Here is a 23471-nt window from a genome sequence, read left to right on the forward strand (position 1 = left end):
CCTTGCGTCAGACAAGAGGTTTACCACGATCACATTGGCGTGATGATGTTGGTTTGAGGGCTTAGTTAGCGATTGGTGAGCTGCAAGGCCACAATGCAAAAGAAAAGCCCCGGCGGACCGGGGCTCTGATACTCATTTGTCTGGTTTTGCCGGGTTTACTTGAGGCGCTGCATCACAGACACATAGTTGGCAACGGCTGCGCCGCCCATGTTGAAGATGCCGCCGAGCTCTGCACCATCCACCTGAATGCCGCCAGCTTCGCCTACCAGCTGCATGGATGTGAGGACGTGCATGGACACGCCAGTCGCACCGATTGGGTGGCCTTTGGCTTTCAGACCGCCAGATGGGTTGACCGGCAATTTGCCGTCCTTCTGGGTCCAGCCTTCCAGAATGGCTTTCGCACCCTGACCTTCTGGCACCAGCCCCATGGCTTCATATTCGATCAGCTCAGCGATGGTGAAGCAGTCGTGGGTTTCAACAAAGGACAGGTCTTCAACGGTGATGTTGGCCATGGAGAGCGCACGCTTCCAAGCTTCCGTACAGCCTTCGAACTTGAGGATGTCGCGCTTGGACATTGGCAGGAAATCCTGCGCATGCCCCATGCCGCGGAAGGCAACAGCCTTTTTAGCGGAGAGCGCTGTGGTGGTGTCTGTGAGAACAATGGCTGCTGCGCCGTCAGACACAAGTGAGCAGTCGGTGCGCTTCAGCGGGCCAGCTACAAACGGGTTCTTCTCGCTCTCATTGAGGCAGAACTCTACGCCGAGATCCTTGCGCATCTGTGCGTATGGGTTCTCCACGCCGTTCTTGTGGTTCTTCGCAGCGATGTGGGCCAGCGCTTCGCTCTGGTCGCCATGCTTTTGGAAATACATGCCTGCGATTTTGCCGAAGACACCAGCGAAACCAGCCGGGGTATCGCCATCTTCTGGCAAGTAAGAGGCTTTGAGCAGGTTTGCTCCGATTTCACGGCCCGGCGTGGTGGTCATCTGCTCAACACCAACGACAAGCACGAACTTGGCGTCGCCTGCTTTGATGGATTTGACGCCCTGATGCACGGCAGCTGAGCCAGTCGCACATGCATTTTCAACGCGGGTGGTTGGCTTGAAGCGCAGCTTGTCATCTGCCTGAAGCACGAGGCTTGCTGTAAAATCCTGCTTGGAAAAACCTGCATTGAAGTGACCCAGAACGATCTCATCAATGTCTTCAGCGGCGAGACCGGCATCGGCAATCGCTTGCTTGGCAACCTTTGTGACCAGAGTCTCTACGGTTTCATCTGCCAGTTTGCCAAACGGTGTATGTGCCCAACCAATAATTGCGGCCATTTTCTTCTCCCAAAGAAATTAAAGTGGGTGCCGAAAGTCTCGCCTCAAACCCGGCTCTCAAATGCGCGCAAATCGTTTCACCCCTGCGCGCGAGATGCAATCATACGGAAGTTGTAGTGAACGGGGCTATCCGAGGGACTTTATGCTAGGTTTTGTCGATCTGACAGTCCTTTCCACCCAAGCCGAGTGATGGTTTCTGGTTTGCTCTCGCCGTATGAGCAGGGTTTGACTGGCGGTGCGCGACGACTTTCTCAGTCATCTCCCTTATTTGATATTGATGGGTTTCTATTGGGTGAAAACAGTCCTTCATATTAGACGAATTTCGGAATGTGTAGGGGGGAGTAAACTCTAGATTATTGCGGATAATCCAAGAGTTTGAGGCCCGATATCTCCACCCAGAGCAAAATCATCGACATTGCAGCAAAGCGGGCCCAGCAAGGAAAGCCAACCGCTGACGAGCGATCTGATGAGGCCCGCATTCCAATGTCTGTTTTCATCATCGCGAAGAATGAGGAAGACCGGATCGGGCAGACGATTGCCAGCTGCATTCACTGGGCTGATGAGGTCATTGTGATTGACAGCGGGTCGACGGACCAGACCGTCACCGTTGCCCAGCGCATGGGCGCCAGTGTGCTGTACAATGACTGGAACGGGTACGGCTTACAAAAGCGGTTTGGTGAGGACCAATGCCGGAATGACTGGATCCTGAACATTGATGCCGATGAGGTGGTCACACCTGCACTGCGTGATGAGATAGTGGGCTTGTTCCAGACCTCTGTTCTTGCGCAGAACGATTTTTGGGAGGTGGACATCTGCGATGTGTGGCCTCACGAAACGACCGCTGCAAAACACGCCTACTCTCATAAGCAAATCCGGCTTTACCGCAGGAGTGTAGGCCGTTTTTCTGCCAGCTCGGTGCATGACACGGTTCGTCCGCCCAGCGATGCCAAGATAGGCATGCTGAAGGGGCATATGGACCACCGCAGTATTCCCAGCGTCGCCTTCCACTTTGAGAAGATGAACCGCTATTCCACCATGCAAGTGCATGAGATGCGTGGACGGGGCCGCAGGATGCCGAAGTCACGGCTGCTCTATGAGTTTCCCGCAGCCTTTCTGAAGGGCTATCTGGTGCGCGGGTACTGCCGATATGGCTGGTGGGGTTTGATTGCCTCTACCAACTATGCAGTTGGGCGATATCTGCGGGTCGCGAAATCCATTGAAGCAGATCTTCTGGAACAGACTCATTCATCTCAGAGGGGGGCGACTGCTGCACGGCAGGATAAGACCTGACCCAGCCTTCCACCCGATGTTCCTGATTTTTCAAAGAAACGACGCAACACAACAAACGCTTAGCTTCCTTCGCAGCCTGAGCTGGAAGGCAAAAAGAGCTTAAGCAGATAGGTGGCTTATTCAATGGCTGAAAAGCAACAGCAGGATCCCGCCCCTCTTGTCAGCGTGTTAATCCCTGCACGCAATGCCGCAAACACGCTTGGAGAGACGCTGAGCAGCCTGTTGGCACAAAGCTTCACAGACTTTGCTGTTGTGTTGGTGGATGATGCCTCCACCGATGAAACTCGGGAAATTGCGGAGCATTTTGCAAGCCATTTTCCGAAGGGCAGGTTTCAGATTCTTGAAGGGCCAGGTCAGGGTATCTCAAACGCGCTTAATACCGGGCTTGCGGTGATTGAGAGCCCATTGGTTGCCCGCCTAGATGCGGATGATTTGTCAGAGTCGCTTCGTCTGGAACGGCAGGTTCGGATTATGAACCGGAACCCTGACTGGCAGTTGTGCGGGACAGAAGTCTCCGTGATTGATGAGGCCGGGCAGATCATTGACCAGATGGAGTGCCCGAAAAGCTCGGTTGAGATCCGTAAGCGCCTCTTTGAGAAGTGCTGTTTGTACCACCCGACCATTATGTTTCGCCGTGATGCTGTGTTGACCCTTGGCGGCTATCGTCCGCATTTTGATGGAGCGGAGGATTATGACCTTTATCTGCGCCTGCTGGAGTATGGGAAGATTGGTGCTCTCAACGAGCGGCTTGTCCGGTATCGGCTGCATCCCGGTCAGGTGACAGCACGCAGCGGACGTCCTTACCGGATGATAGCGGATATGGCTTTGCTGTGTGCTGTTGCGCGGTTGTACGATGAAGAGGAGCCAAGCTTCAGCAAGGACACGCTGGCGAATGATGTGGGCCAAGCCCTGCGTGATGAACTACGGGAGCGCGGCTTCCTGCATATCTCGCCAAAGGTGGCACGGCACATGGCACAGCGTATCAAGAAGGCCAAGGCGCGGTTGGAGTACATGAAGGGACTGCTGTTTGTTGAGAACGCAAAGGCACGGAATTACAAGGAAGCAGCCAAGGCGTTGTTGGTGTGAGGCTGCGCTCACGATACTTGGCAGATTGTGTTTATGTGAACTCAGGGCGGTTTAGTTTTAATCACTATGGGCGTTAATCCAGTCACGAACCATTCGTTTTCCTTCAGTGATTTGTTCAGGGGTAAGATGCTCCACGATTTCAGTGCGATTTCTTATCGCTTGTTTATTACCGTGCTTTGCAGCAAGACTATGCCACATATAAGCCATTACATAATCTCTTGGTATCCCATCACCTAATTGATACATGACACCTAAATTGCTCTGGGCTTCACTATCACCAAGTTCTGCGCCCTTGCGAAACCAACTAAACGCTTTTGCATAGTCTTTGTACACTCCGGCACCGTTTACATACATTAAACCTAAGCTATTCTGCGCCAAATGAGACCCATTTAATACAGCTTTACGAAACCAATCAAACGCTTCGGCGTAATCTTGCTGGCCTCCTTCACCCCTCACGTACATTAAGCCTAAGCTATTTTGCGCTTTCGGATGACCATTGGTGGCAGCTTTGCGATACCATTCACGGGCTTTGGTATAATCTTGCGGGACACCTTGGCCGTTAGAGTACATAAAACCTAAATAATTCTGTGCCCGACTTAGGCCATCAACTGATGCTTTGCGATACCATTCAAAGGCTTTAGCGTAATCCTGAGGCATCCCTTGGCCATAGTAATGCATAAAACCTATGTGATACTGCGCTTTCGAATGCCCCTGCGTAGCTGCTGCGCGAAACCACTCAAGCGCTTTTGCGTAGTCCTGCTGCACTCCTTGACCGTTGTGATACATGACACCTATATTGTATTGTGCACCAGAAGAGCCCTGTGCTGCAGGTTGGCGATACCATTCAAGTGCTTTAACATAATCCTGCTGCACCCCTTCACCATTGGCAAATATTACTCCAAGACGAAATTGAAGACGACCATCACCAGTTGCATTCGCCAGTTTGATGCAGGATGATAGATTTTCTCTATTTCCCCCCACAGGATCACGTCGACATTCTTCAAGAGTTTGCGAACTTACTGCTGTTTTCCAGCCAATAAAAGCAAACAGAGAAAGCAAGAATAGTAATTTGTTGTGAAACATAACTTCCCTTACCACTGATTTTAACTACCAAAGATTGCACCTTACTAATCAAATCTCTTGTTCGGTTAAGACGTTGCTGGTGGGACGTTGCGCTCACGGTGCTTGCGTAGTTTAGTGCCTGCAGCATAGCCTGTTTGGAACTGAGAAGGCTCTTCTTCGCGGCTGCGCTTCACTCTGGCTTGGTCCACTGCGCTAATTCTATCGTGATCTTTTCTGGCCCGAACAGAAACACCAGTTTTCTGTCGTTGAACTCCATGACTTCGGAACGGGTCTTGAACCCGGCTGCTTGAAGCTTTGATAGTCTGTCTTCCAGATCATCGACCGCGAAACACAGGTGATTGTAGCCTGTTCGGCAGAGGTCTTCAGGGTAAGGCTCGGTGCGTGGCTCTGGATTGCGGTAGTGCAGCAGTTGGATTTCAAACCTGGGGCAATGACCTTTCAGAACCAACGTGACGTGCTCAGCTTCCAGATCCGGAATGCCCATGTATTTTGAAAACACGGGACCGGAGATAACGAGAGATTTTGCTTCTTCAAAGTCAAGCAAGTTGAAGAAAGCACGCGCCTCATCCAGATTGCGGACAGCCACTGTCACATGATCAGGGTGCATTTTGTTGATCTCCTGGGTTGCGGGCGATCTGATCTTCGCCCTGCTGTACCAGTCCCGGTCTTCATTCACCTCACTCTGACACGAGCATGTGGTCGATGAGGCCCTGTGTTTTATCGGAGCCGCTGACAAAGTCATCCCACAGGCTCATGAGCATGTCGTCGTAGTTTTCTGCGATCTGGTGGATGTTAAAGAGACGAAGCACTCTCTCCCGTCCTGCTTCTGCCATGTCTTCGCGCAGGGGCTGGTTATCAGCTAGATCGAGCAGTGCAGATGCAATCTCTTTGGGGGATCTTGGGTTGATCACCTTGCCAGTTTCGCCTACCGCCTCCCATAAGCCGCCAGAGTGTGTGGTGATCACCGCAGCGCCGCAGCTCATGGCTTCAATCGCGGTGCGGCCAAAACCTTCTGCCACGATGGAGGGTACCACTGCGATGGATGATCTTGCGAGGCGTTTTTGAACATCTGAGGCATTGAGGTTGGTCTCAATTGAGACACTGTCCGCGTGGCTTGAAAGCATCTGCCGGAGAGAGTTTGCTGTTGATTGCTCTCCCTCGTCGGTAACGGCCAGTACCAGATTCAGTTTCCACCCCGTCCGATCCAAACGATCTGCACAGGCAAGCCAAGCCTGCGCCAGGTCGAACACGCCTTTGTCTTCCCTTGCCCGCCCCACATAGATCACAGAGTTTTCTTTGGGGACGGGGGACCAGAGCTCGCAATCTATGCCGTTGGGCACCACCACACTGCGGGCTTTTACACCCGTGAAATTTTCGCAGAAGTTATTGCGGGCATCTTCGCCAACCCAGATGATGCCTGCAAGGCGGTTCATTTTGCGGGTGTACTTCCAGCGTTTGAACGCGCTGTTGCGCTCAAATCTGCCATGCCTGTGCAAGATTACAGGGGTGCCAGGAAAGTCCGTGATGATCTGAAACGCCGTTTCTAGATGCTGATGCACGACGATCAGTTGCGGTCCAAACTCTGACAGCGGATCATAGAACTTTGCGGGCGTTGGCTTTCTACCCGGTTCTGTCACTGCAAAAACATCAACATCTTCAAATAGATCCTCCTCGCCGCCTGCAAAAATACGCAGGTTGCTTTTGTTCTGGCTATGAAGCGCAAGATCATGAGCGCACAGATCTATTGATGTGGCTCGAGACTGGCAAAAATGCATATTACGCGGCATTACGATTGCAGTTCTCAATGCGACCCCCACTTTACTGTTTGCATTCAGCAAAGCTTGAAGTGCGGGGACTGTACATTCCTTAGAAGTCTTCCTTCTAATATCAGGGGTGCTTCTTTAAGGAGGTGAAAATCCCTGATGTTCTCTGCGCTCCACCTGTGGGATGTGGCGCTCTTCCGGCTTGTAATTGGCGGAAAACAAAGGCATTAGAGCTGTAAATGTCATTGGCTGGAGCCTCAATGACCATAAGCGGACTGGATGGATCTTTGACAAAGCATGTTGCAATCATCGGAGCGGGCCCTGCCGGGCTGTTTGCTGCTCAACATCTGGCAGAAGCCGGAGTGCGTGTGAGCCTCTTTGATCAACGCCCATCCCCTGCCCGCAAGTTTTTGATGGCTGGGCTTGGTGGTCTCAATCTAACCCACAGTGAGGATCTGGAGGTTTTTCTGAGCCGCTACCGTCCTGCACATGCGCAACTGTTGCAGTCAGTGCGGGATTTTCCTCCTTCTGCTCTGCGGGAATGGAGCGCAGAGTTGGGGCAGCCGACGTTTGAAGGTTCCAGCGGCAAGGTGTTTCCTAAAAGCTTCAAAGCCTCTCCGCTGTTGCGTAACTGGTTGAAATTGCTTGATCAGCAAGGCGTAACATTGCATGCGAACACCCGATGGCACGGACTTGATGAAGCCGGAGGTGTCCTGCTTCAAAAAGGCGATGAGCCCATTGAAGCACAGGTGTTTGACGCGGTTTTGCTGGCGCTTGGTGGAGGTTCCTGGGCGAAGCTTGGCTCTGATGGCGCGTGGGTTTCGACTTTGCGTGACAAGCAGATTGATGTGAACGCGCTGCTCCCTGCCAATTGCGGGTTTGAGATTGCGTTTTCGGATCACTTCAAGGACCGCCACAAAGGTACTCCCCTGAAGAAGATAGCTGTCTCCCACGGAGATCGCCGTGTTGTTGGTGATGCTATGCTGGATGCTTGTGGGATTGAAGGCGGCGTGATCTATGCGCTCTCAGCTGATCTGCGGGATACAATCCTTGCAACAGGGACGGCACAGATTGAGATTGATCTGAAGCCGGATGTCTCTGCTGACAAGCTCGCGGCCAAGCTGGCGCGGCCACGTGGCAAACAATCCATGAGCAACTTCCTGCGCAAAGCAACCGGTCTGCCCGCTGCTGCGATCGCTTTGATGCGGGAAGCAGGACCGCTGCCGATTGAGGCAGATGAGCTAGCAGCGCGTATCAAGGCATTGCCATTGCAGTTGACTGCTCCGCGCCCCATTGACCGTGCGATCTCCAGCGCGGGCGGGATCTCGTTTGACGAGATTGACGAGCACTACATGCTGAACAAGCTGCCGGGTGTGTTTGTGGCCGGCGAGATGCTGGACTGGGAAGCGCCAACGGGTGGCTATCTGCTGCAGGCGGTGTTTGCGACAGGTCGCTCTGCTGCGCATGGCATCAAAGCATACCTTCAGGCCTGACGGGTTTGGAACTGGCGCCTGTAGGCTGTTGGCGTGGTGCCATATTTGCTTCTGAAGTGATGCCGCAAGGTTGCTGCTGAGCCGAACCCGCAGAGGTGGGAAAGGTTCTCCATGTCCATCGCCTCTTCCACTTCCAATAGGTGCTTGGCTGTTTCCAGTTGCTTGGTGCGCCGCCACTCTGCGGGTGCAAGTCCGGTTACCTTTGAGAATTTGCGGATGAAGGTGCGCTGGCTCATGCCCATCAGATCCGCCATTTCCGGCACGGACATGGTGTAGGCACGTTTTTTCTCCAGTTCCTCAAAAAGCGCTGCGAAGCGTTTGCTTTCTCGTTCTTCGGGTACGGGCTGTTCTGCAAACTGGGTTTGCGTTCCTTCCCTGAACGGAGGTGCAACCAATCGTTTGGCAACGCTGTTAGCGATCTGTGAGCCGTAATCCTGCCGGATGATGTGGAGCGCAAGGTCAATGCCTGCTGCACTGCCTGCGGAGGTGAATACCCTGTCGGTCTCTGAATAGAGCCGGTCTTCTTCCACGTTGATGGACGGGAACCCGGTTTGCAGCGCCTCGGCATAGCGCCAGTGCGTCGTGGCTGTGCGGCCATTGAGCAGGCCAGAGCGCGCCAGTACAAAAGCACCGGAGCAGATGGAGGCAACACGGGCTCCGCGATTGTAGGCCTTACAGAGCGCCTCAATCAGGTCCTCCGGCACCGGGGTATCAATGCCACGCCAGCCGGGGATGAGGATGATGTCGGCGTGATCCAGCGCATCCAGCTGCTTTTCCGCTTTAATCTCCAGACCACCCGCGGCACGGATAGGGCCGTCCTCGATGGCGACCGTCTCATACCTATACCAGTTCGCGCCGAGCTCTGGTCTTGGCAGGCCGAACAACTCGTAAGCCTGACCAAACTCAAAGGTACACAAACCGTCATAGATGAGCGTTGCGACAAGCGGGCCTTTTGGGCTGCAGGGTGTGAGCTGGACCATCGGAAAATTCAACTCGAAAGAGATTGGCGTATTTTTTACGAATATAGTCATTTGAGCCAGTTTTTTGCAACCGGGAAATTCTTCAGATTATGGGAGCAGGCGAAATTCCTGTCATCACCCAAGGCTGTTTGCGGAGGCACCTCTCCTGCAAGCTGCTTTAAAATAAGTGTTTTTTGCGCTCCTCCCGCTAATCAGGAGCATCCTCATAGATTTGGAGACGTACATGTCCTCACGCGCGCTCGAATATTCCCCAGCCGACCCAAAGCTGGCGCTCTCACATTTCCGTTCAATCCTGCAGTTCGAGACAGATTGCTCTGATGTGCAGGCAGATTTGGCCGATGGTACTGCAGAATTCGTTTTGATTGATGTTCGCGGTGCTACCCGCTTTGCAAAAGGACACGTGGATGGTGCGATCTGTCTTCACCATCGTGATCTGACGGAAGAGAACCTTGCCAAGTGGCCGATGGACACCGTGTTTGTGGTCTATTGCGCTGGGCCGCATTGCAACGGAGCAGACAAGGCCGCCTATAACCTCTCCCGCTTGGGACGTCCGGTGAAGATTATGCTGGGCGGTATGACCGGCTGGATCGACGAAGGCTTTGAGTTGGTTTCCTCAAAAGCATTACAGCCTGCTTAAATAACAAGCACCGAGGCTTAGCCTCGGTGCCACCACTAGTTTACTACGCCAAGTCTAGCTTTTCTTCTTAGCTTTCTTCTTGCGGGCTTTTTGAAACATGGTCTTCATTTCAGCGTCATCACGCGCCATTTTGCAGAGCTGAGCTGACGTCTTTCCCTTGTACGTTTTGGTGTAGTGCTCATACCGCTTTGCATAGATCGTAATGTACTCTTTAACAGCACATTTCCTATTTGCCTTTTTGCTGGTCAGGCACACAAGCAGCGCGGATTGAGCTAGCAAGTCCTGGTTCTTCATCTCCATGGAAGGACAATGTTTGTCGATGTAATTTGCTCGCGCAACATCATCCGCCTGCTCAACGAATAAATCCGGCAAGGAAGATCGTGTGGTTACACACCCACTCAACAGAACTGCAGCACCTAGCAATACAAATAATTTTAGATAATTTTTCAAAATATTAGCTCCTATCGTAAGTTAGAGCTAATTAGATGCATTAGGAACATTTTGCAATTTTAAGATGAATAGGATGCTTCCATTTAATTCAAAGGTTGCATCTGTGCATAAAAAAGGCACCGAGGTGGGAGGATACCTCGGTGCCAAACAAAGCAGGCATAAAAAGGCCGATTGGGAGGGGGAGGTACGGCCTTTAAAATCGTCGGGGCAAGACAACCTGCCTTGAAACAAGGAGGACCCACCAAGCAATGGAAACGGGTCACCCTTCAGTTGTCCGCATAGTGATATGCAGATAATCCCTTTTCAGGACTTATTGCTATTTTGGTAATACTGACTGCTACGCACTCAGTACTTAATGACGCCCTGTTAAACCAGTGTTCTTATTGCTATTGAAGGTATCAGGATCTTGTTATCATCAGGTTTTCAGAGATGGTGAACAAACACTTATCTGACACACCTGCAGAGAGACGCGGCCTAACGGCTAATTGAGGTGTAAACAGGGCAAAATACGGCTTTTCCATGGCGTATGACCGTCAGCTTGTCGCAGTGAAAGCAGGAGTAGTCACAACGACTTACAGTAAGTCGCAAGAAGCATCTCTTTAAACTGAAACTACAAAGAGTAATTGCAAATATTGGACTGATGCCTTGATCACGAAAATCGATTTTTTGATATAAAATTCTGGACAGCTGAAATTTATTTTCTGGATAAGCAAATACAAATGATCCATTCAAATCTTAACAATTTGGCTCAATCTGGAATCATTGACTCCTTCCTGAATACATGCGTCAACTATATTTACGTTGTTTGAGGGCAGGCTTGCGAAGTCTTTTGAGACGGTGTTTGCGTTTAAGGAGGCCCCTGGGCAACGTGGGAGGGGTTTCATTATGCATAAATTACTTAGGGCCGCGGCGGTTAGCCTAGCGGCCAGCGCGTTTGCGCTTTCTGTTTCATCAAATATTTCCTCTGCGGCAGAGCCGATCAAGATTGCTCATGTCTATGGTAAAACCGGTCCTTTTGAGGCCTATGCCAAGCAATCTCATGTGGGCTTGATGATGGGGCTGGAATATGCCACCGGCGGAACCATGGAGATTGATGGCCGCAAAATTGAGGTCATTGAAAAAGACAGCCAGCTCAAGCCGGATATTGGACGTGCCATGCTGGCCGAGGCTTACGGCGATGATGAGGTTGATCTGGCAATTGGGCCGGTCTCCTCTGGTGTTGCGTTGGCGATGCTCTCAATTGCTGAAGAATACGAGAAGTTGCTGATCGTGGAGCCTGCAGTTGCTGACAGCATCACAGGCGCCAACTTCAACCGCTACATCTTCCGCACATCGCGAAACTCCTCTCAGGATGCGATTGCGAATGCTGTTGCCCTTGGGCAGGACGGGGCGTCTATTGCCACGCTGGCGCAGGATTATGCGTTTGGGCGTGATGGCGTGGCTGCTTTCCGCAATGCAATTGAAAAGACCAATGCCAAGCTGGTGTTTGAGGAGTACGCACCGACGGACACCAAGGATTTCACCGCGAGTGCCCAGCGCATCTTTGAGGCTCTGAAGGGTCAGGAGGGACGCAAGTTCCTGTTTGTGATCTGGGCTGGTGGCGGAAACCCGCTGGCGAAGATCAACGCGATGAACCCTGAACGCCATGGGATTGAGATCGCAACGGGTGGCAACATTTTGGCGGCTCTGAAAGCTTATAAGGCCATGCCGGGCATGGAAGGCGCGACCTACTATTACTACGAGATCCCTCAGAACCAAGTGAATGACTGGCTGGTGAAGGAACATGAGGCTCGTTACAGCTCGCCGCCTGATTTCTTTACGGCGGGTGGTATGGCGGCAGGCATCGCTGCTGTCGAGGCGATCCGTAAAGCTGGCTCCACGGATACGGAAGAGCTGATCACCGCGATGGAAGGCATGGAGTTTGAAGGTCCGAAGGGGCTGATGAAATTCCGCGCTGAGGATCATCAGGCATTGCAGTCCATGTATCACTTCAAGATCCGTGTGGATCCAGAGGTTGAATGGGGCATTCCTGAACTGGTGCGCGAACTCAAGATTGAGGACATGGATATCCCAGTTCAGAACCAGTAGGTCCCCGTTTTACATAGCTCAGAGAGGGAGCGGGCCACTCGCTCGCTCTCCTTAATCGCAAAAGATAACGCTCTGGAACCATGAGAGGTTTCTGCAGGTTTACTGACCTCATCCTCAGTTGCAGATTGTCCCGCTTACGGAATATCAGAGCCTCAAAGAGCGAAGTACAAGACCATGGACATTCTCTTAAAGCTGTTTTTGCCGCTTTCGCTGGCGTTCATCATGTTTTCTCTCGGGATCTCCCTCACACTACAGGACTTTAAGCGCGTGGTGCAGATGCCGCGTGCGTTCAGCATTGGCATGCTGGGGCAGTTGCTTTTGTTGCCCGTTGTTGCCTTTCTCATTTTACAAGTGGTGGAGCTGGAGCCGGCCATGGCGTTTGGCGTGATGCTGCTTGCCTTCGCCCCGGGTGGTGTCACCTCCAACATGCTGACACGGTTCAGCGGCGGTTCTGTCGCGCTGGCGGTGTCGCTCACCGCCGTGACCAGTGTGCTGTGCGTGTTGACGGTGCCGGTTTTTGCTGCGGCATCCGCAAACTACTTTCTTGGTGCTGCCATGCCCAAGATTGATGTAACGTCTATTGGCATTTCCATGGCGCTGATTACGGCTGTTCCCGTTGCGATTGGGGTTCTCGTCAATCATATGGCGCCATCGTTTACCGCGGCGATCTCCAAAGTGGTGTCGCTGTTGGCCTCCGTGCTGTTTGTGGTGATCGTGCTTGGAGCCATTGCCACTAATTGGTCTGTGCTGACGGCCAACATTCTGGAGCTAGGGCCAGTCCTTATTTTGCTGAATGTTGTGATGCTGCTGGTTGGGTATGGCGGCGCCAAGCTTATGAAGCTCTCGCATCCTGACAGTGTTGCGATTGCTATGGAGGTGGGCGTCCAAAATGCCACGCTTGGGATCACCGTTGGGGCTTTGATCGCAATGAACGGCGAAGCATTGCCGCCATACAGTCTGGCCTCCGGTATTTACGGCATCACCATGTATGGCTGTGCCTTCCTCTTCATCCTCTGGGCACGGCGGAAAGCGCGGGCAAACCCGAGCCTTCGCGCCCAAAATGAACTCTCATAAAGGGCAGGTCTTTGGAATTACAGAAAGACGAAAAGCCGGTTCTGAGTACGAATGGTCTGACCATTCGTTTTGGTGGGCATGTGGCTGTGGATGCAGTGTCCTGTGATTTTCATCGCGGAACGCTGACTGCCATTGTGGGGCCGAATGGTGCTGGCAAGACCACTTACTTCAACCTGATTTCCGGCCAATTAGCCGCCAGTGCTGGTCATGTCTGGTTTAATGGCGAAGACATCACGCGCCTTTCAGTTGCCGACAGGACCCTGCGGGGCATCGGACGGGCGTTTCAGATGACCAACCTGTTTCCCGGCCTGAGCGTTCGGGAGAATGCACGGCTGGCGGTGCAGGCTCATCAGCGGATGGGTATGGATTTGTTTTCCATGGCAGACAGCCATGTGGAGCTTATTGAACGGGCAGAGCACATTTTGGCAGAGGTGCATTTGCTGGATAAGGCCGAGCAGATCACGTCCGAACTGTCACATGGAGATCAGCGCAAGCTGGAGGTGGCGCTGATGATTGCCATTGGTCCGCAGGTGCTGATGTTTGATGAGCCGACAGCAGGCATGAGCGTTGATGAGGTGCCGGTTGTGCTGGACCTGATCCGTGAGTTGAAGCAGGACAAGGACCGCACGATTTTGCTGGTTGAACACAAGATGGATGTGATCCGCTCACTGGCTGACCGGATTATCGTGCTGCACAACGGAGAGCTGGTGGCAGATGGAGACCCTACTGAGGTGATCGCCTCTCCGGTGGTTCAACAGGCTTATCTGGGTGTTGCACCTGAAGAGAAAACAGAGGGTGCGCATGTCTGATGCTCTTCTCAGCTTAAACGGCGTTCACACGCATATTGGCCCCTACCACATTTTGCAGGGGGTTGATCTGGAAGTTCCACGCGGTGGTGTCACGGTTTTGCTGGGGCGGAATGGCGCTGGCAAGACCACAACGCTGCGGACCATCATGGGTTTGTGGCAAGCCTCACAAGGTACGATCCGCTTTGATGGAGCAGCAATCCAGAAAGAGACGACACCGGCCATTGCCCAGCGCGAGATTGCTTTTGTGCCGGAAGATATGGGCATCTTTACCGACCTGACCGTGCACGAAAACATGCTTCTGGCGGCACGGAACAGTGCGATTGATGAGGAACGGCTGGGATGGATTTTTGGCCTGTTCCCTCCCCTCAAAACATTCTGGCAGAGTGCTGCGGGTAATCTTTCCGGCGGGCAAAAGCAGATGCTGGCAGTGGCTCGCGCGATCATTGAGCCGAGAAAATTGATCCTGATTGATGAGCCAACCAAGGGGCTGGCTCCTGCAATCATCAACGCCATGATTGCAGCCCTGAAAGAACTGAAAGAGATGCAGACCACGATTTTGCTGGTGGAGCAGAACTTTTCCATGGCACGCGCAGTGGGGGACACCGTTGCCGTGATGGATGACGGGCGGATTGTTTATTCCGGCGACATGGCAGAGCTGGCAGCTGATGCAGGATTGCAGGAGAGGCTGATGGGACTTTCACTGGAGGCACACCAATGAGCGACAGCCTGATTAAACCGCGCATCGAGCGCCCTTCTCTCTCTCAGACTATCGAGGCAAAGGCACCGCTGCTGCTTGTGCCTGTGCTGATGGTGATCGGCTTGCTCGCGATTGGTTCCGGCTCCACCTGGTTGACGCTGACGGCGGCGGGGCTGGCGATGGGGATGATGATTTTCATCATGGCGTCTGGCCTTACTGTGATCTTCGGCCTGATGGACGTGATCAACTTCGGGCATGGGGCGTTTATTTCGCTTGGGGCCTTTGCGGGGTTTACCATTTTGGGCCTGCTGGGTGGCTGGATTGAGAGCCCCAGCATTGCGCTTAATCTGGGCGCTGTTCTGCTTGCTGTGGCGTTTGCCATGCTGGTGACGGGCCTTGCGGGCTATGGTTTTGAGCGGCTGATTGTAAAGCCGGTTTACGGACAGCATCTGAAGCAGATCCTCGTGACCATGGGCGGGCTGGTTGTGACGCAGCAGCTGATCTATGTGATCTGGGGACCGGATGAGATTGTGCTGGCGCGGCCTGCTGCGTTTCAGGGGTCCTTTGTGGTGCTGGGCGCTGCCATTGAGAAATACCGTGTGTTGGCCATTGTAATCGGGCTGGCATTGTTTGTTGCCATGCGGCTGGTTTTAAACCGGACACGCATTGGGCTGCTGGTGCGGGCTGGGGTTCAGAATGGCGAGATGGTGGAAGCTCTGGGGTATCCGATAGAAAGGCTGTTTCTGGCAGTGTTCATGGTGGGCTGTGCTTTAGCGGGGCTCGGCGGTGTGATGTGGGGCATGTATCAGGAAACCATTACGGCCCACATGGGGGCTGAGGTGATGACCTCCGTCTTCATCGTGGTGATCATCGGCGGGCTCGGCTCCATTGAGGGCTGTTTCATCGGCGCTATGCTGGTGGGCTTGCTGACCAACTACACCGGCTTCCTGATCCCCAAACTGGCGTTGGTCTCGACCATTTTGCTGATGGGGGCTGTGCTGATGTGGCGACCTCAGGGGCTTTACCCCGTTGTCAAAGCGCATTGAGGAGTTTGTCAGATGATTGTGAAACTCCTTTCCGGTGATCGTCCACGCAGCAAAATGCTTAGTGCTGTTCTGCTGCTCATTCTGATTGGGCTGCTGTTTGCGCCCTTTCTGTTTCCCGGTACGCGTTCGTTAGATACTGCCGCTCGCATCTGCATCTTCATAGTGCTGGTGGCCAGTTATGATTTGTTGCTGGGGTACACGGGTGTGGTGTCGTTCGCGCACACCATGTTCTTTGGTATCGGGGCTTATGGGACGGCCATTGCACTGGTGAACATGGGCGCCTCTTACAGCGCGATTGCGCTTGGCACTGTGTGTGGTGCGCTGGTGGCCGGGGCCTTTGCGTTTGTGATTGCGCTGTTTTCGCTGCGGGTCAAGGCGATCTTCTTTGCCATGATGACGCTGGCTGTGGCGAGTGCGTTTCTGGTGCTGGTCTCGCAACTTTCTGGCTTCACTGGCGGTGAGGACGGGCTGAGCTATCGTATCCCGCGGGAGATGACGCCTGCGTTCAAGTTGGTGAAGGAGAAGGTGCTCGGGGCTCGCCTCAATGGCAAGCTGATCACGTACTATGTGGTCTTCTTCAGCAGCTTGTGTCTGTTCCTTGTTTTGCTGCGGATGGTGAACTCTCCGTTTGGCCGCGTTCTGCAAGCTATCCGAGAGAATGCATTCCGTGCGGAAGCGATTGGCTACAAGGTGGTGCGATATCGCAGTGTGGCGACAATTCTGTCTGCGGTTATGGCTGCACTTGCAGGTTCGCTGATGGCCCTCTGGCTGCGCTACACCGGGCCAGCGACGACGCTCTCTATGGATATAATGGTGGACATTCTGTTGATGGTTGTGATTGGCGGAATGGGGAGCATGTACGGCGCCGTTATCGGGGCTGTCCTGTTCCTTCTCACCCAGTCTTATTTGCAGAACCTCTTGGGCCTCCTTCAGGAATCGCTGGGTAGTCTGCCTATAGTGTCAGAGGTGGTTTCACCGGAACGCTGGCTGCTTTGGTTGGGAATGTTATTTATCTGCAGTATTTACTGGTTCCCTAAGGGCATCGTGGGCCGTTTAAGAGGAACATAATGCCTCAATTGGGCTCTTTTTTTAAATTGCACCTTGTGGATTTCTTAAGGAGCAACTACATCGGTAGGGACGAGCAAGCTAAGAGATTTGCTTATCCCGTAGTATTAGAGGGGCGACATATGACCCGCCTCCCTATATGAACCATTAGGACTGATTTCTTTTAGAAAGAATGAGAGCTCAGACCTTATGACTGCGGGCTGTTATTAGAGACACGGCTGGCAATGTTGCGGTGCATGTATCGGAACAATGTCCTTTTCTGCCTTTGATTACATTGCTCGTCACGACTGACCCGCCTTAACCAGGCGAGTTGACTTTTTTGGCTTAAAGGACGTTTCCATGCGACAAGACGGTACCCTCAAATTCTTCAACCACGACAAAGGCTACGGCTTCGTTACTCCAGCTGACGGTTCCAAAGACATCTTTGTTCATATCACAGCTTTCGAACGCTCTGGCATCGCAGTTCCTGCTGAAGGTGCAGCGATCACTTTTGTTGCTGAAGAAGATCGTCGTGGCCGCGGTTTGCAGGCTTCCCAGATTGAGCTTGCTTAATCTGTACGATTTGCGAGGCTCCAGAGTTTGTTTCAGCGCAAGCTGAATGAACTTTGTGACCGCCACATAATTGGCCTGATGCGCGCCGGCAATTGCCAGGCGCCGTCAGGCCTTTTATTTTTTACATCAGACCAGCCGTCTCCTTGTTCTGATCAGAGCTTGCCTAATGCTCTCTCTCCCCCATCTTTCAGCTGAGAACTTCTTAAAAGAGCCGCAATCACGGCTATTTTATCTGGTTCAACGAAAATCGTTGTTTTCACTTCATAAATTTCGTGGTTCACATGACGACTTGGCCTCGCAAAGTTGCCACTGATGGCCTATACTGACAAAAGTCGCAGATCTGCGCTTATAAGAACAACTTTTTTCTCTGCGACCTCTCGCAGAATTGGGCAAGGGACTCATTGTGAAGGGCACGACCAAAGCCAGCAGAACGCAGCATCGCATTCTTGAAGCGGCCATCGACTATGTGCAAGCACAAGGCGGTGGGCAGTTTTCGTTGGATGCAATCGCCAAGCATGCAGGCGTTTCCAAAGGTGGGCTGCTCTATAACTTCCCAAGCAAACAAGCTCTCATCCGCTCCATGGTTCAATACCATGTAGATGGCACGCGCGATAACATTGCCACAGAAGAGCAGAAGCTTGCTGATGATCCCTACCGCCATAAACTGATGCGGGCTTTCCTGAAGGGGCTTTGCAGCAAGTTCAAAGAAGACAACAAGGCAGCCTCCGGTATGCTGGCCGCCATTGCAGACGACCCGAGCCTGCTTGACCCTGTCCGCGTCTTCCATAAAGACATGTATGCGCGCATTCAGGACGAGTCTGAAGACCCAGAGCTGGCAACCCTTGTCTATCTGGCTGTTGAAGGCATTCACAGCAACGGGATGTTTCAGGTTCTTGATGAGGACCAGCTGAATGTGGAAGAGCAACTCGAGCGTATGTTCGAGATACTCAAGTAAAGCTCTCTCTGACTTGATTTCTTCTCAGCCCTGACTGCTGAAATATATCGCCAGACCCACCTGCCCTCTGCTAGCATTAATACCTACGTATTTTATGAATTAGCGGAGACGGGCAGATGAAACGCCGTGACTTTCTGAAAACAGCAATGGCAACTGGTGCTGCGGGCGGCGCTTCTGTCCTTGCTGCGCCAGCACTTGCAAACGCCACATTGAACCTGAAACTCGTCGGCTCTTTCCCAAAGGGCTTCCCGGGCGTGGGCACCTCAGCTGAGCAGCTGGGCAAACGCATTGAGGCGCTTTCTGACGGCAAGATTTCCATCAAGTATTTTGGCGGCGGCGAGCTGGTTCCTCCGTTCGAAACATTCTCTGCCGTTTCCTCTGGCACTGCTGATATCGGTCACAACGCGCCTTATTATCAGGTGGGCAAGATCCGCTCGACCATGTACTTCACCACCCTCCCGTTTGGCTTGGATGCGACTGAACTTTCCGGCTGGTTGCGTCATGGCGGCGGACAGGCGCTTTGGGACGAAGCTTATGCACCGCATGGTGTGAAACCATTTTATGCGGGCAGCTCGGGCGCTCAGGCAGGTGGCTGGTTCAAGAAGCCAATCAAGTCTCTGGATGATCTTGTCGGGCTGAAGATGCGTATTGCCGGCCTTGGTGGCGATATCCTGCGCAAAGTGGGTGCGACGACTGTCGTGACACCTCCACCAGAGATCTACCCTGCCCTGCAGTCCGGCGTGGTTGATGCGGCTGAGTTTGTTGGTCCATGGAACGATCTTGCTCTCGGCCTTTACAAGATTGCGCCGTACTACCACTTGCCAGCGTTCCATGAGCCGGGTCCGGGTCTGGAAATGATCGTAAACCAGAACACCTATGAGAACCTGAGCCCTTGGCTGAAGGAAGTTCTGGCGCAGGCGGCGACAGCGCAGGCTGAAGAGAGCACGGCGGAATTCCGCTACAACAATACCATCGCTCTTTCCACACTGGTGGAACGCGGTGCTATTCTCTCCTCCTTCCCACCGGATGTGATTGAAGCGATTGGCGCGGCTGCGCGTGAAGTGATTGCGGCGTATCCTGCCGGGGACGCGATGAGCGAGAAAATCCACGGTTCCTACATGGACTACGTGAAAGCTTGTTCTCTGTACGGTGCACGCATGGAGGGACAGCTTTATCAGGACCGTGCGCAGGTGTGGTCTACGTAAGCATCACTTGACCGAGATTTTGGAATGGGGAGTTTTGCTTCCCTTTCCATAGACTGCTTAAACGAATCATCAAAAGCTCACTAATTATCGTCGATGCTCTTGTACTCGCTGAAAACTCAAGTATATTTCCGAAATAGTAATCAATTGCAATCTACACATATACTTAGGAACTAAGTATTTCACCTACTCATATTACTTAGGTGAGAATAAGTAGGTAGTTAGTACAAATCCAAGCTATAGAATAAACGCTCTATAAAGAATTACTGACTCAATTTGTGCGTGTAATAACGAAACAGTGTAACGGGCAGCAGTGCCCCGCTCAAATTTGGAACTCGAGTTCCCCTTTCAGGTGCTCTCATGCGTCGTATTCTTTTAAAGTATCGTATCATCGCGATATTCATGCTTGCGTTTGTGCCCATGCTCTATTTTGCTGGCTCACAAACCACCACCGCCTATAACAAAAAGGTGGAAGCATCCTCTATTGGTCAGGTTGCAGAGTTTGTTCCTGTATTGAGTGCTGTTGTTCACGAACTGCAAAAAGAACGTGGCCGCTCCGCCGGATATCTTGGCGCAAAGGGCAAAGCCTTTGCAGAGGGCCTTGCTGACCAGCACAAGCTGACTGACAGCAAAATCCGCATCTATAAGACTGCGCTGGACAACATCCACCTTGCTTCCATTGACAAGGGCCTTGCGGCTCAGGTGGACATGGTGAACAGCCGTCTGGCAAACATTGCCCGGATCCGCAATAACGTCAAAAGCCTGAACACAACCGTTGGCGAAACTGTTGCTTACTACAGTGGCACGATCAACGAGGCCTTCAAGTTTTTGCCAAGCACAATTGCCGTAAGCCGCGATGCAAGCCTTGTTCGCAAGCTGAGCATGTATGAAGAAGTGCTGCTTGGAAAAGAGAACGCAGGCATTGAGCGCGCAATTGGCGCAAACGGCTTTAGTGCTCAGGAATTTAACCCGACTATCTACCATCGCTTCGTTCGTCTTGGCGCCAGTCAGGATACGCACTTCAAAACTGCGCAATCATTGATGACCGGGCCTCAGGTGAAGTTTCTGGAGAAGATCTTCAACCGGCCTATCATGAGCCAGGTTGATGCTGCGCGTAAGCTGGGTTATGCCGCTGCGTTTGGCGGCGACATCTCCTCTGTTTCCGGTACTGAATGGTTTGACCTGGCGACTAAGCGTATTGATGCACTGAAAGATTTCGAGGACTACCTTGCTGACGAACTGGTGATGCATGCGCAAAAGCTGACTGCGAATGCACAGTGGCAGTTCATGCTGGCCCTGATCATCTCCGGCATCGTGACTGTGCTGGGTATTGGTGCGGCTTACACGATCATTCGCAGTGTATCTGTTCCGGTTGCAGCCCTGCTGGGCGATGCTCGCAAACTGGCTGAAGGCGATACCTCTGTGACGTTTGCAGGTGCGACTGGCGTTGATGAAGTTGGCCAGGTGGCGAACGCTGTTATGTCTTTCCGCGATACGGTCGCTGAGCAGAAGCGTCTGCAGAGCCTTTCTGAGAAAGAGCATGAACAGGAGCGTGATCGCCAGATGCACGTGGATCAGCTGATCAGTGTGTTTAATGATCAAGTCTCTAGTGTTCTTGACCGGGTTGATGACAACACCGGCAAAATGCAGCAAACTGCGGACTCTCTGACTCACATCGCGACAACCACATCTGATCGTGCCAACAGCGCTGCTGGTTCCTCTGAGCAGGCCTCGCACAACGTACAGACTGTGGCATCTGCTGCTGAAGAGCTCTCTGCGTCCATCGAAGAGATCGGGCGCCAGATCTCCCAGACCAAGCAGACTGTGGATGATGCAACCAGTGTTGCAACTGCCACCAACGATCATGTGGCGGATCTGGATGTTGCGGCTCAGAAAATTGGCGAAGTGGTCAATCTCATTCGTGACATCGCCGAGCAGACCAACCTGCTGGCTCTGAACGCAACCATTGAAGCAGCGCGTGCTGGCGAAATGGGTAAGGGCTTTGCGGTTGTTGCATCCGAGGTGAAGGAGCTGGCAACCCAGACCTCCAAGGCGACAGAAGAGATTTCCTCTCAGATCTCCGGTATTCAGGGTTCTACGAAGGAAGCTGTGACCGCTATTGAGCAGATTGCTGGTACAATGCATCAGGTGAATGAGTACACCAGCTCCATTGCCACTGCGATTGCTCAGCAGAATGCGGCGACATCATCCATCAGCCAGAACATTCAGCAGGCTGCACAGGGCACTCAGGATGTGGCGGACAGCATGAGCGTTGTCACGAGCTCGGTTCAGGAAACCAACCACTCTGCCAATGACGTGCTTGAGGCTTCTTCTTCTGTTTCCAAACAGGCAACGGAGCTGCGCCAGACCATTTCCAACTTCCTGAGAGATGTTGTTGCGGCTTAAGCGTTAAACATTGCTGAAATGCATGAGGAGGGCTCTGGCCCTCCTCTTTTGTTTGATCCCGAGTTGACCTTGGCTGGAAAGCCCATATAAGAGCGCCATGCAAAACATTGACGTTCTTATAATAGGTGCAGGCGCCGCCGGCCTGATGTGTGCCATTGAGGCTGGAAAGCGCGGACGCTCTGTGCTGGTGATTGACCATGCCAAGCGCCCAGCGGACAAAATCCGCATCTCCGGCGGTGGGCGGTGCAACTTCACAAACCTGCACGCCTCTCCCGCGAACTATCTTTCTGAGAACCCGCGTTTTGCTGTTTCTGCTTTGAAGCGCTTCACCCAGCATGATTTTATCGCGCTGGTGGACAAGCATCGCATCAGTTGGCACGAAAAAACACTGGGCCAACTGTTTTGCGATGACAGTGCTCAGCAGATCATCGACATGCTGCTCCAGCTCTGCCAGCAATCTGGCGTTCGCATTCAGCTGGGCACCAGTGTCACTTCTCTTACCAAGCCTGATGATCGCTTTACCGTTGGCACCTCCAGAGACACCGTGCGAGCGCAGTCTGTGGTTGTGGCATGCGGAGGTCCATCCATTCCCAAGATGGGTGCCTCCGGCTTTGGCTACGAAATTGCCAAGCAGTTTGATCTGCCGCTCGTCTCCCCTCGCGCTGCTCTCGTACCGTTCGTCTTTGATGATGCGATGCGGGAACGGACCAAACATCTGGCAGGCGTTTCAGTGGATGCTGTTGTGTCTTTCAAAAAGACCAGTTTTCGTGAAGGATTGCTCTTCACCCATCGTGGTCTTTCCGGGCCATCCATTCTGCAGATCTCCTCTTACTGGGAAGAAGGTAAAGACATTCGCGTCAACTTGCTTCCAGACACAGATGTTCTTGAGGCCCTGAAGTCCGCCAAGCAAAGCCAGCCAAAGCAGGACATTAAGACTGCGGTGGCAAGTTTGCTGCCTAAAAAGCTGGCCACACACATTGCTGAAGAGCATAAGCTGGGCGGACGGTTGGCCGACATCTCCGACAAGGTGCTGCGCAAAGCCGCTCTGGCAATCAACGAGTGGACCGTCAAGCCCGTCGGCACCGAAGGCTATCGCACCGCTGAGGTCACCTTAGGCGGCGTAAGCACAAAGGCCCTCTCCTCCAAAACAATGGAAACCAGCTCCGTCCCCGGCCTCTTCTTCATCGGCGAAGTCGTCGACGTCACCGGCCACCTCGGCGGCTTCAACTTCCAATGGGCCTGGTCTTCCGGCCATGCGGCCGGGCAGTTTGTTTAGGTGTGACGGCATAATAAAGTTTGTAATGTCGCATTTGCTGCATGTGCGAACACCTTTCCAAAAAATCATGTTGTTTTGGTCACAGGGAGGGCCACAAGCGGCCATTGAAGCGATTCCATCATGGGTTGAGATACGCTCACCCGAAGGCTTCTACAGTAACTCTTATGGGCGATCTGGAGTTACTCAACTAACCATTTGCG

The 23471-nt window shown here is 52.9% G+C and carries 21 protein-coding genes; 15 read left to right on the forward strand and 6 right to left on the reverse strand.

What is annotated here, in order from left to right; translation table 11 throughout:
* Positions 1 to 155 precede the first annotated feature (155 nt).
* Complete coding sequence (locus tag PsW74_RS27845; protein WP_063286869.1) at positions 156 to 1319, reverse strand: acetyl-CoA acetyltransferase; 1164 nt, start codon at positions 1317 to 1319, stop codon at positions 156 to 158.
* Between the two features lie 375 nt (positions 1320 to 1694).
* Here PsW74_RS27845 and PsW74_RS27850 point away from each other — a divergent pair, with 375 nt between their 5' ends.
* Both PsW74_RS27850 and PsW74_RS27855 read left to right on the forward strand, forming a co-directional pair.
* Positions 1695 to 2609, forward strand: a complete 915-nt coding sequence (locus tag PsW74_RS27850; protein ID WP_063286868.1) for a glycosyltransferase family 2 protein — start codon at positions 1695 to 1697, stop codon at positions 2607 to 2609.
* Between the two features lie 123 nt (positions 2610 to 2732).
* A complete protein-coding gene (locus tag PsW74_RS27855) occupies positions 2733 to 3695 on the forward strand; it encodes a glycosyltransferase (protein WP_063286867.1) in 963 nt (320 codons plus the stop codon).
* 57 nt (positions 3696 to 3752) lie between these two features.
* Here the strand turns inward: PsW74_RS27855 and PsW74_RS27860 are convergent, their stop codons facing one another.
* From PsW74_RS27860 to PsW74_RS27870, 3 genes are all read right to left on the reverse strand, one after another.
* Positions 3753 to 4778 carry an SEL1-like repeat protein gene (locus PsW74_RS27860; protein ID WP_063286866.1) on the reverse strand — a complete coding sequence of 342 codons (1026 nt, stop codon included), beginning with the start codon at positions 4776 to 4778 and terminating at the stop codon, positions 3753 to 3755.
* Between the two features lie 169 nt (positions 4779 to 4947).
* Complete coding sequence (locus PsW74_RS27865; protein ID WP_063286959.1) at positions 4948 to 5385, reverse strand: VOC family protein; 438 nt, start codon at positions 5383 to 5385, stop codon at positions 4948 to 4950.
* A 70-nt stretch (positions 5386 to 5455) separates the two neighbouring features.
* Positions 5456 to 6583, reverse strand: a complete 1128-nt coding sequence (locus PsW74_RS27870) for a glycosyltransferase family 4 protein (RefSeq protein WP_208988198.1) — start codon at positions 6581 to 6583, stop codon at positions 5456 to 5458.
* Positions 6584 to 6801: 218 nt separating this feature from the next.
* On the opposite strand from PsW74_RS27870, the gene PsW74_RS27875 reads away from it, so the two are divergent.
* The gene (locus PsW74_RS27875) at positions 6802 to 8034 is read left to right on the forward strand and encodes a TIGR03862 family flavoprotein (protein WP_063286957.1); all 1233 of its coding nucleotides are present in this window, start codon (positions 6802 to 6804) and stop codon (positions 8032 to 8034) included.
* Here the strand turns inward: PsW74_RS27875 and ftrA are convergent.
* Positions 8025 to 9014: a transcriptional regulator FtrA gene (gene ftrA / locus PsW74_RS27880; protein WP_063286956.1), complete on the reverse strand. Its 990-nt coding sequence runs from the start codon at positions 9012 to 9014 to the stop codon at positions 8025 to 8027. The two genes, PsW74_RS27875 and ftrA, sit on opposite strands and share 10 nt — an antisense overlap.
* A 223-nt stretch (positions 9015 to 9237) precedes the next feature.
* On the opposite strand from ftrA, the gene PsW74_RS27885 reads away from it, so the two are divergent.
* The gene (locus PsW74_RS27885; RefSeq protein ID WP_063286865.1) at positions 9238 to 9651 is read left to right on the forward strand and encodes a rhodanese-like domain-containing protein; all 414 of its coding nucleotides are present in this window, start codon (positions 9238 to 9240) and stop codon (positions 9649 to 9651) included.
* Between the two features lie 54 nt (positions 9652 to 9705).
* Here the strand turns inward: PsW74_RS27885 and PsW74_RS27890 are convergent, their stop codons facing one another.
* A complete protein-coding gene (locus PsW74_RS27890; protein ID WP_153039676.1) occupies positions 9706 to 10101 on the reverse strand; it encodes a hypothetical protein in 396 nt (131 codons plus the stop codon).
* Between the two features lie 885 nt (positions 10102 to 10986).
* Here PsW74_RS27890 and PsW74_RS27895 point away from each other — a divergent pair.
* The 11 genes from PsW74_RS27895 (at position 10987) to PsW74_RS27945 (ending at position 23271) form a co-directional block, all read left to right on the forward strand.
* Entirely contained in the window at positions 10987 to 12189 is a 1203-nt protein-coding gene (locus PsW74_RS27895; protein ID WP_063286863.1) for a substrate-binding domain-containing protein, read from the forward strand.
* A 174-nt stretch (positions 12190 to 12363) separates the two neighbouring features.
* Complete coding sequence (locus tag PsW74_RS27900; protein WP_063286862.1) at positions 12364 to 13263, forward strand: bile acid:sodium symporter family protein; 900 nt, start codon at positions 12364 to 12366, stop codon at positions 13261 to 13263.
* An 11-nt stretch (positions 13264 to 13274) separates the two neighbouring features.
* Entirely contained in the window at positions 13275 to 14072 is a 798-nt protein-coding gene (locus tag PsW74_RS27905) for an ABC transporter ATP-binding protein (protein ID WP_063286861.1), read from the forward strand.
* Positions 14065 to 14790, forward strand: a complete 726-nt coding sequence (locus PsW74_RS27910) for an ABC transporter ATP-binding protein (protein ID WP_063286860.1) — start codon at positions 14065 to 14067, stop codon at positions 14788 to 14790. The genes PsW74_RS27905 and PsW74_RS27910 overlap by 8 nt, the downstream gene beginning before the upstream one ends.
* Complete coding sequence (locus tag PsW74_RS27915; protein WP_063286859.1) at positions 14787 to 15815, forward strand: branched-chain amino acid ABC transporter permease; 1029 nt, start codon at positions 14787 to 14789, stop codon at positions 15813 to 15815. The genes PsW74_RS27910 and PsW74_RS27915 overlap by 4 nt, the downstream gene beginning before the upstream one ends.
* Positions 15816 to 15827: 12 nt before the next feature.
* On the forward strand, positions 15828 to 16883 hold the full coding sequence (locus PsW74_RS27920) for a branched-chain amino acid ABC transporter permease (RefSeq protein WP_063286858.1): 1056 nt from the start codon (positions 15828 to 15830) through the stop codon (positions 16881 to 16883).
* A gap of 336 nt (positions 16884 to 17219) precedes the next feature.
* A complete protein-coding gene (locus tag PsW74_RS27925; RefSeq protein WP_057461006.1) occupies positions 17220 to 17432 on the forward strand; it encodes a cold shock domain-containing protein in 213 nt (70 codons plus the stop codon).
* A gap of 403 nt (positions 17433 to 17835) precedes the next feature.
* The gene (locus PsW74_RS27930; RefSeq protein ID WP_063286955.1) at positions 17836 to 18387 is read left to right on the forward strand and encodes a TetR/AcrR family transcriptional regulator; all 552 of its coding nucleotides are present in this window, start codon (positions 17836 to 17838) and stop codon (positions 18385 to 18387) included.
* A 116-nt stretch (positions 18388 to 18503) separates the two neighbouring features.
* Positions 18504 to 19592 (forward strand): TRAP transporter substrate-binding protein, encoded by a 1089-nt coding sequence (locus PsW74_RS27935; RefSeq protein ID WP_063286857.1) that lies wholly within the window; start codon positions 18504 to 18506, stop codon positions 19590 to 19592.
* A 357-nt stretch (positions 19593 to 19949) separates the two neighbouring features.
* The gene (locus PsW74_RS27940) at positions 19950 to 21995 is read left to right on the forward strand and encodes a methyl-accepting chemotaxis protein (protein ID WP_063286856.1); all 2046 of its coding nucleotides are present in this window, start codon (positions 19950 to 19952) and stop codon (positions 21993 to 21995) included.
* A gap of 97 nt (positions 21996 to 22092) precedes the next feature.
* Complete coding sequence (locus PsW74_RS27945) at positions 22093 to 23271, forward strand: NAD(P)/FAD-dependent oxidoreductase (protein WP_063286855.1); 1179 nt, start codon at positions 22093 to 22095, stop codon at positions 23269 to 23271.
* Positions 23272 to 23471: the final 200 nt, after the last annotated feature.

The organism is Pseudovibrio sp. W74 (assembly GCF_001623085.1).
Classification (GTDB): domain Bacteria; phylum Pseudomonadota; class Alphaproteobacteria; order Rhizobiales; family Stappiaceae; genus Pseudovibrio.

Bases quoted from the DNA above. Each gene is read 5' to 3' on its own strand.
- PsW74_RS27845 (WP_063286869.1), bottom strand. From the start codon at position 1,319: ATGGCCGCAATTATTGGTTGGGCACATACACCGTTTGGCAAACTGGCA.
- PsW74_RS27855 (WP_063286867.1), top strand. From the start codon at position 2,733: ATGGCTGAAAAGCAACAGCAGGATCCCGCCCCTCTTGTCAGCGTGTTA.
- PsW74_RS27860 (WP_063286866.1), bottom strand. From the start codon at position 4,778: ATGTTTCACAACAAATTACTATTCTTGCTTTCTCTGTTTGCTTTTATT.
- PsW74_RS27865 (WP_063286959.1), bottom strand. From the start codon at position 5,385: ATGCACCCTGATCATGTGACAGTGGCTGTCCGCAATCTGGATGAGGCG.
- PsW74_RS27875 (WP_063286957.1), top strand. From the start codon at position 6,802: ATGACCATAAGCGGACTGGATGGATCTTTGACAAAGCATGTTGCAATC.
- ftrA (WP_063286956.1), bottom strand. From the start codon at position 9,014: ATGGTCCAGCTCACACCCTGCAGCCCAAAAGGCCCGCTTGTCGCAACG.
- PsW74_RS27885 (WP_063286865.1), top strand. From the start codon at position 9,238: ATGTCCTCACGCGCGCTCGAATATTCCCCAGCCGACCCAAAGCTGGCG.
- PsW74_RS27895 (WP_063286863.1), top strand. From the start codon at position 10,987: ATGCATAAATTACTTAGGGCCGCGGCGGTTAGCCTAGCGGCCAGCGCG.
- PsW74_RS27900 (WP_063286862.1), top strand. From the start codon at position 12,364: ATGGACATTCTCTTAAAGCTGTTTTTGCCGCTTTCGCTGGCGTTCATC.
- PsW74_RS27910 (WP_063286860.1), top strand. From the start codon at position 14,065: ATGTCTGATGCTCTTCTCAGCTTAAACGGCGTTCACACGCATATTGGC.
- PsW74_RS27915 (WP_063286859.1), top strand. From the start codon at position 14,787: ATGAGCGACAGCCTGATTAAACCGCGCATCGAGCGCCCTTCTCTCTCT.
- PsW74_RS27920 (WP_063286858.1), top strand. From the start codon at position 15,828: ATGATTGTGAAACTCCTTTCCGGTGATCGTCCACGCAGCAAAATGCTT.
- PsW74_RS27925 (WP_057461006.1), top strand. From the start codon at position 17,220: ATGCGACAAGACGGTACCCTCAAATTCTTCAACCACGACAAAGGCTAC.
- PsW74_RS27935 (WP_063286857.1), top strand. From the start codon at position 18,504: ATGAAACGCCGTGACTTTCTGAAAACAGCAATGGCAACTGGTGCTGCG.
- PsW74_RS27940 (WP_063286856.1), top strand. From the start codon at position 19,950: ATGCGTCGTATTCTTTTAAAGTATCGTATCATCGCGATATTCATGCTT.
- PsW74_RS27945 (WP_063286855.1), top strand. From the start codon at position 22,093: ATGCAAAACATTGACGTTCTTATAATAGGTGCAGGCGCCGCCGGCCTG.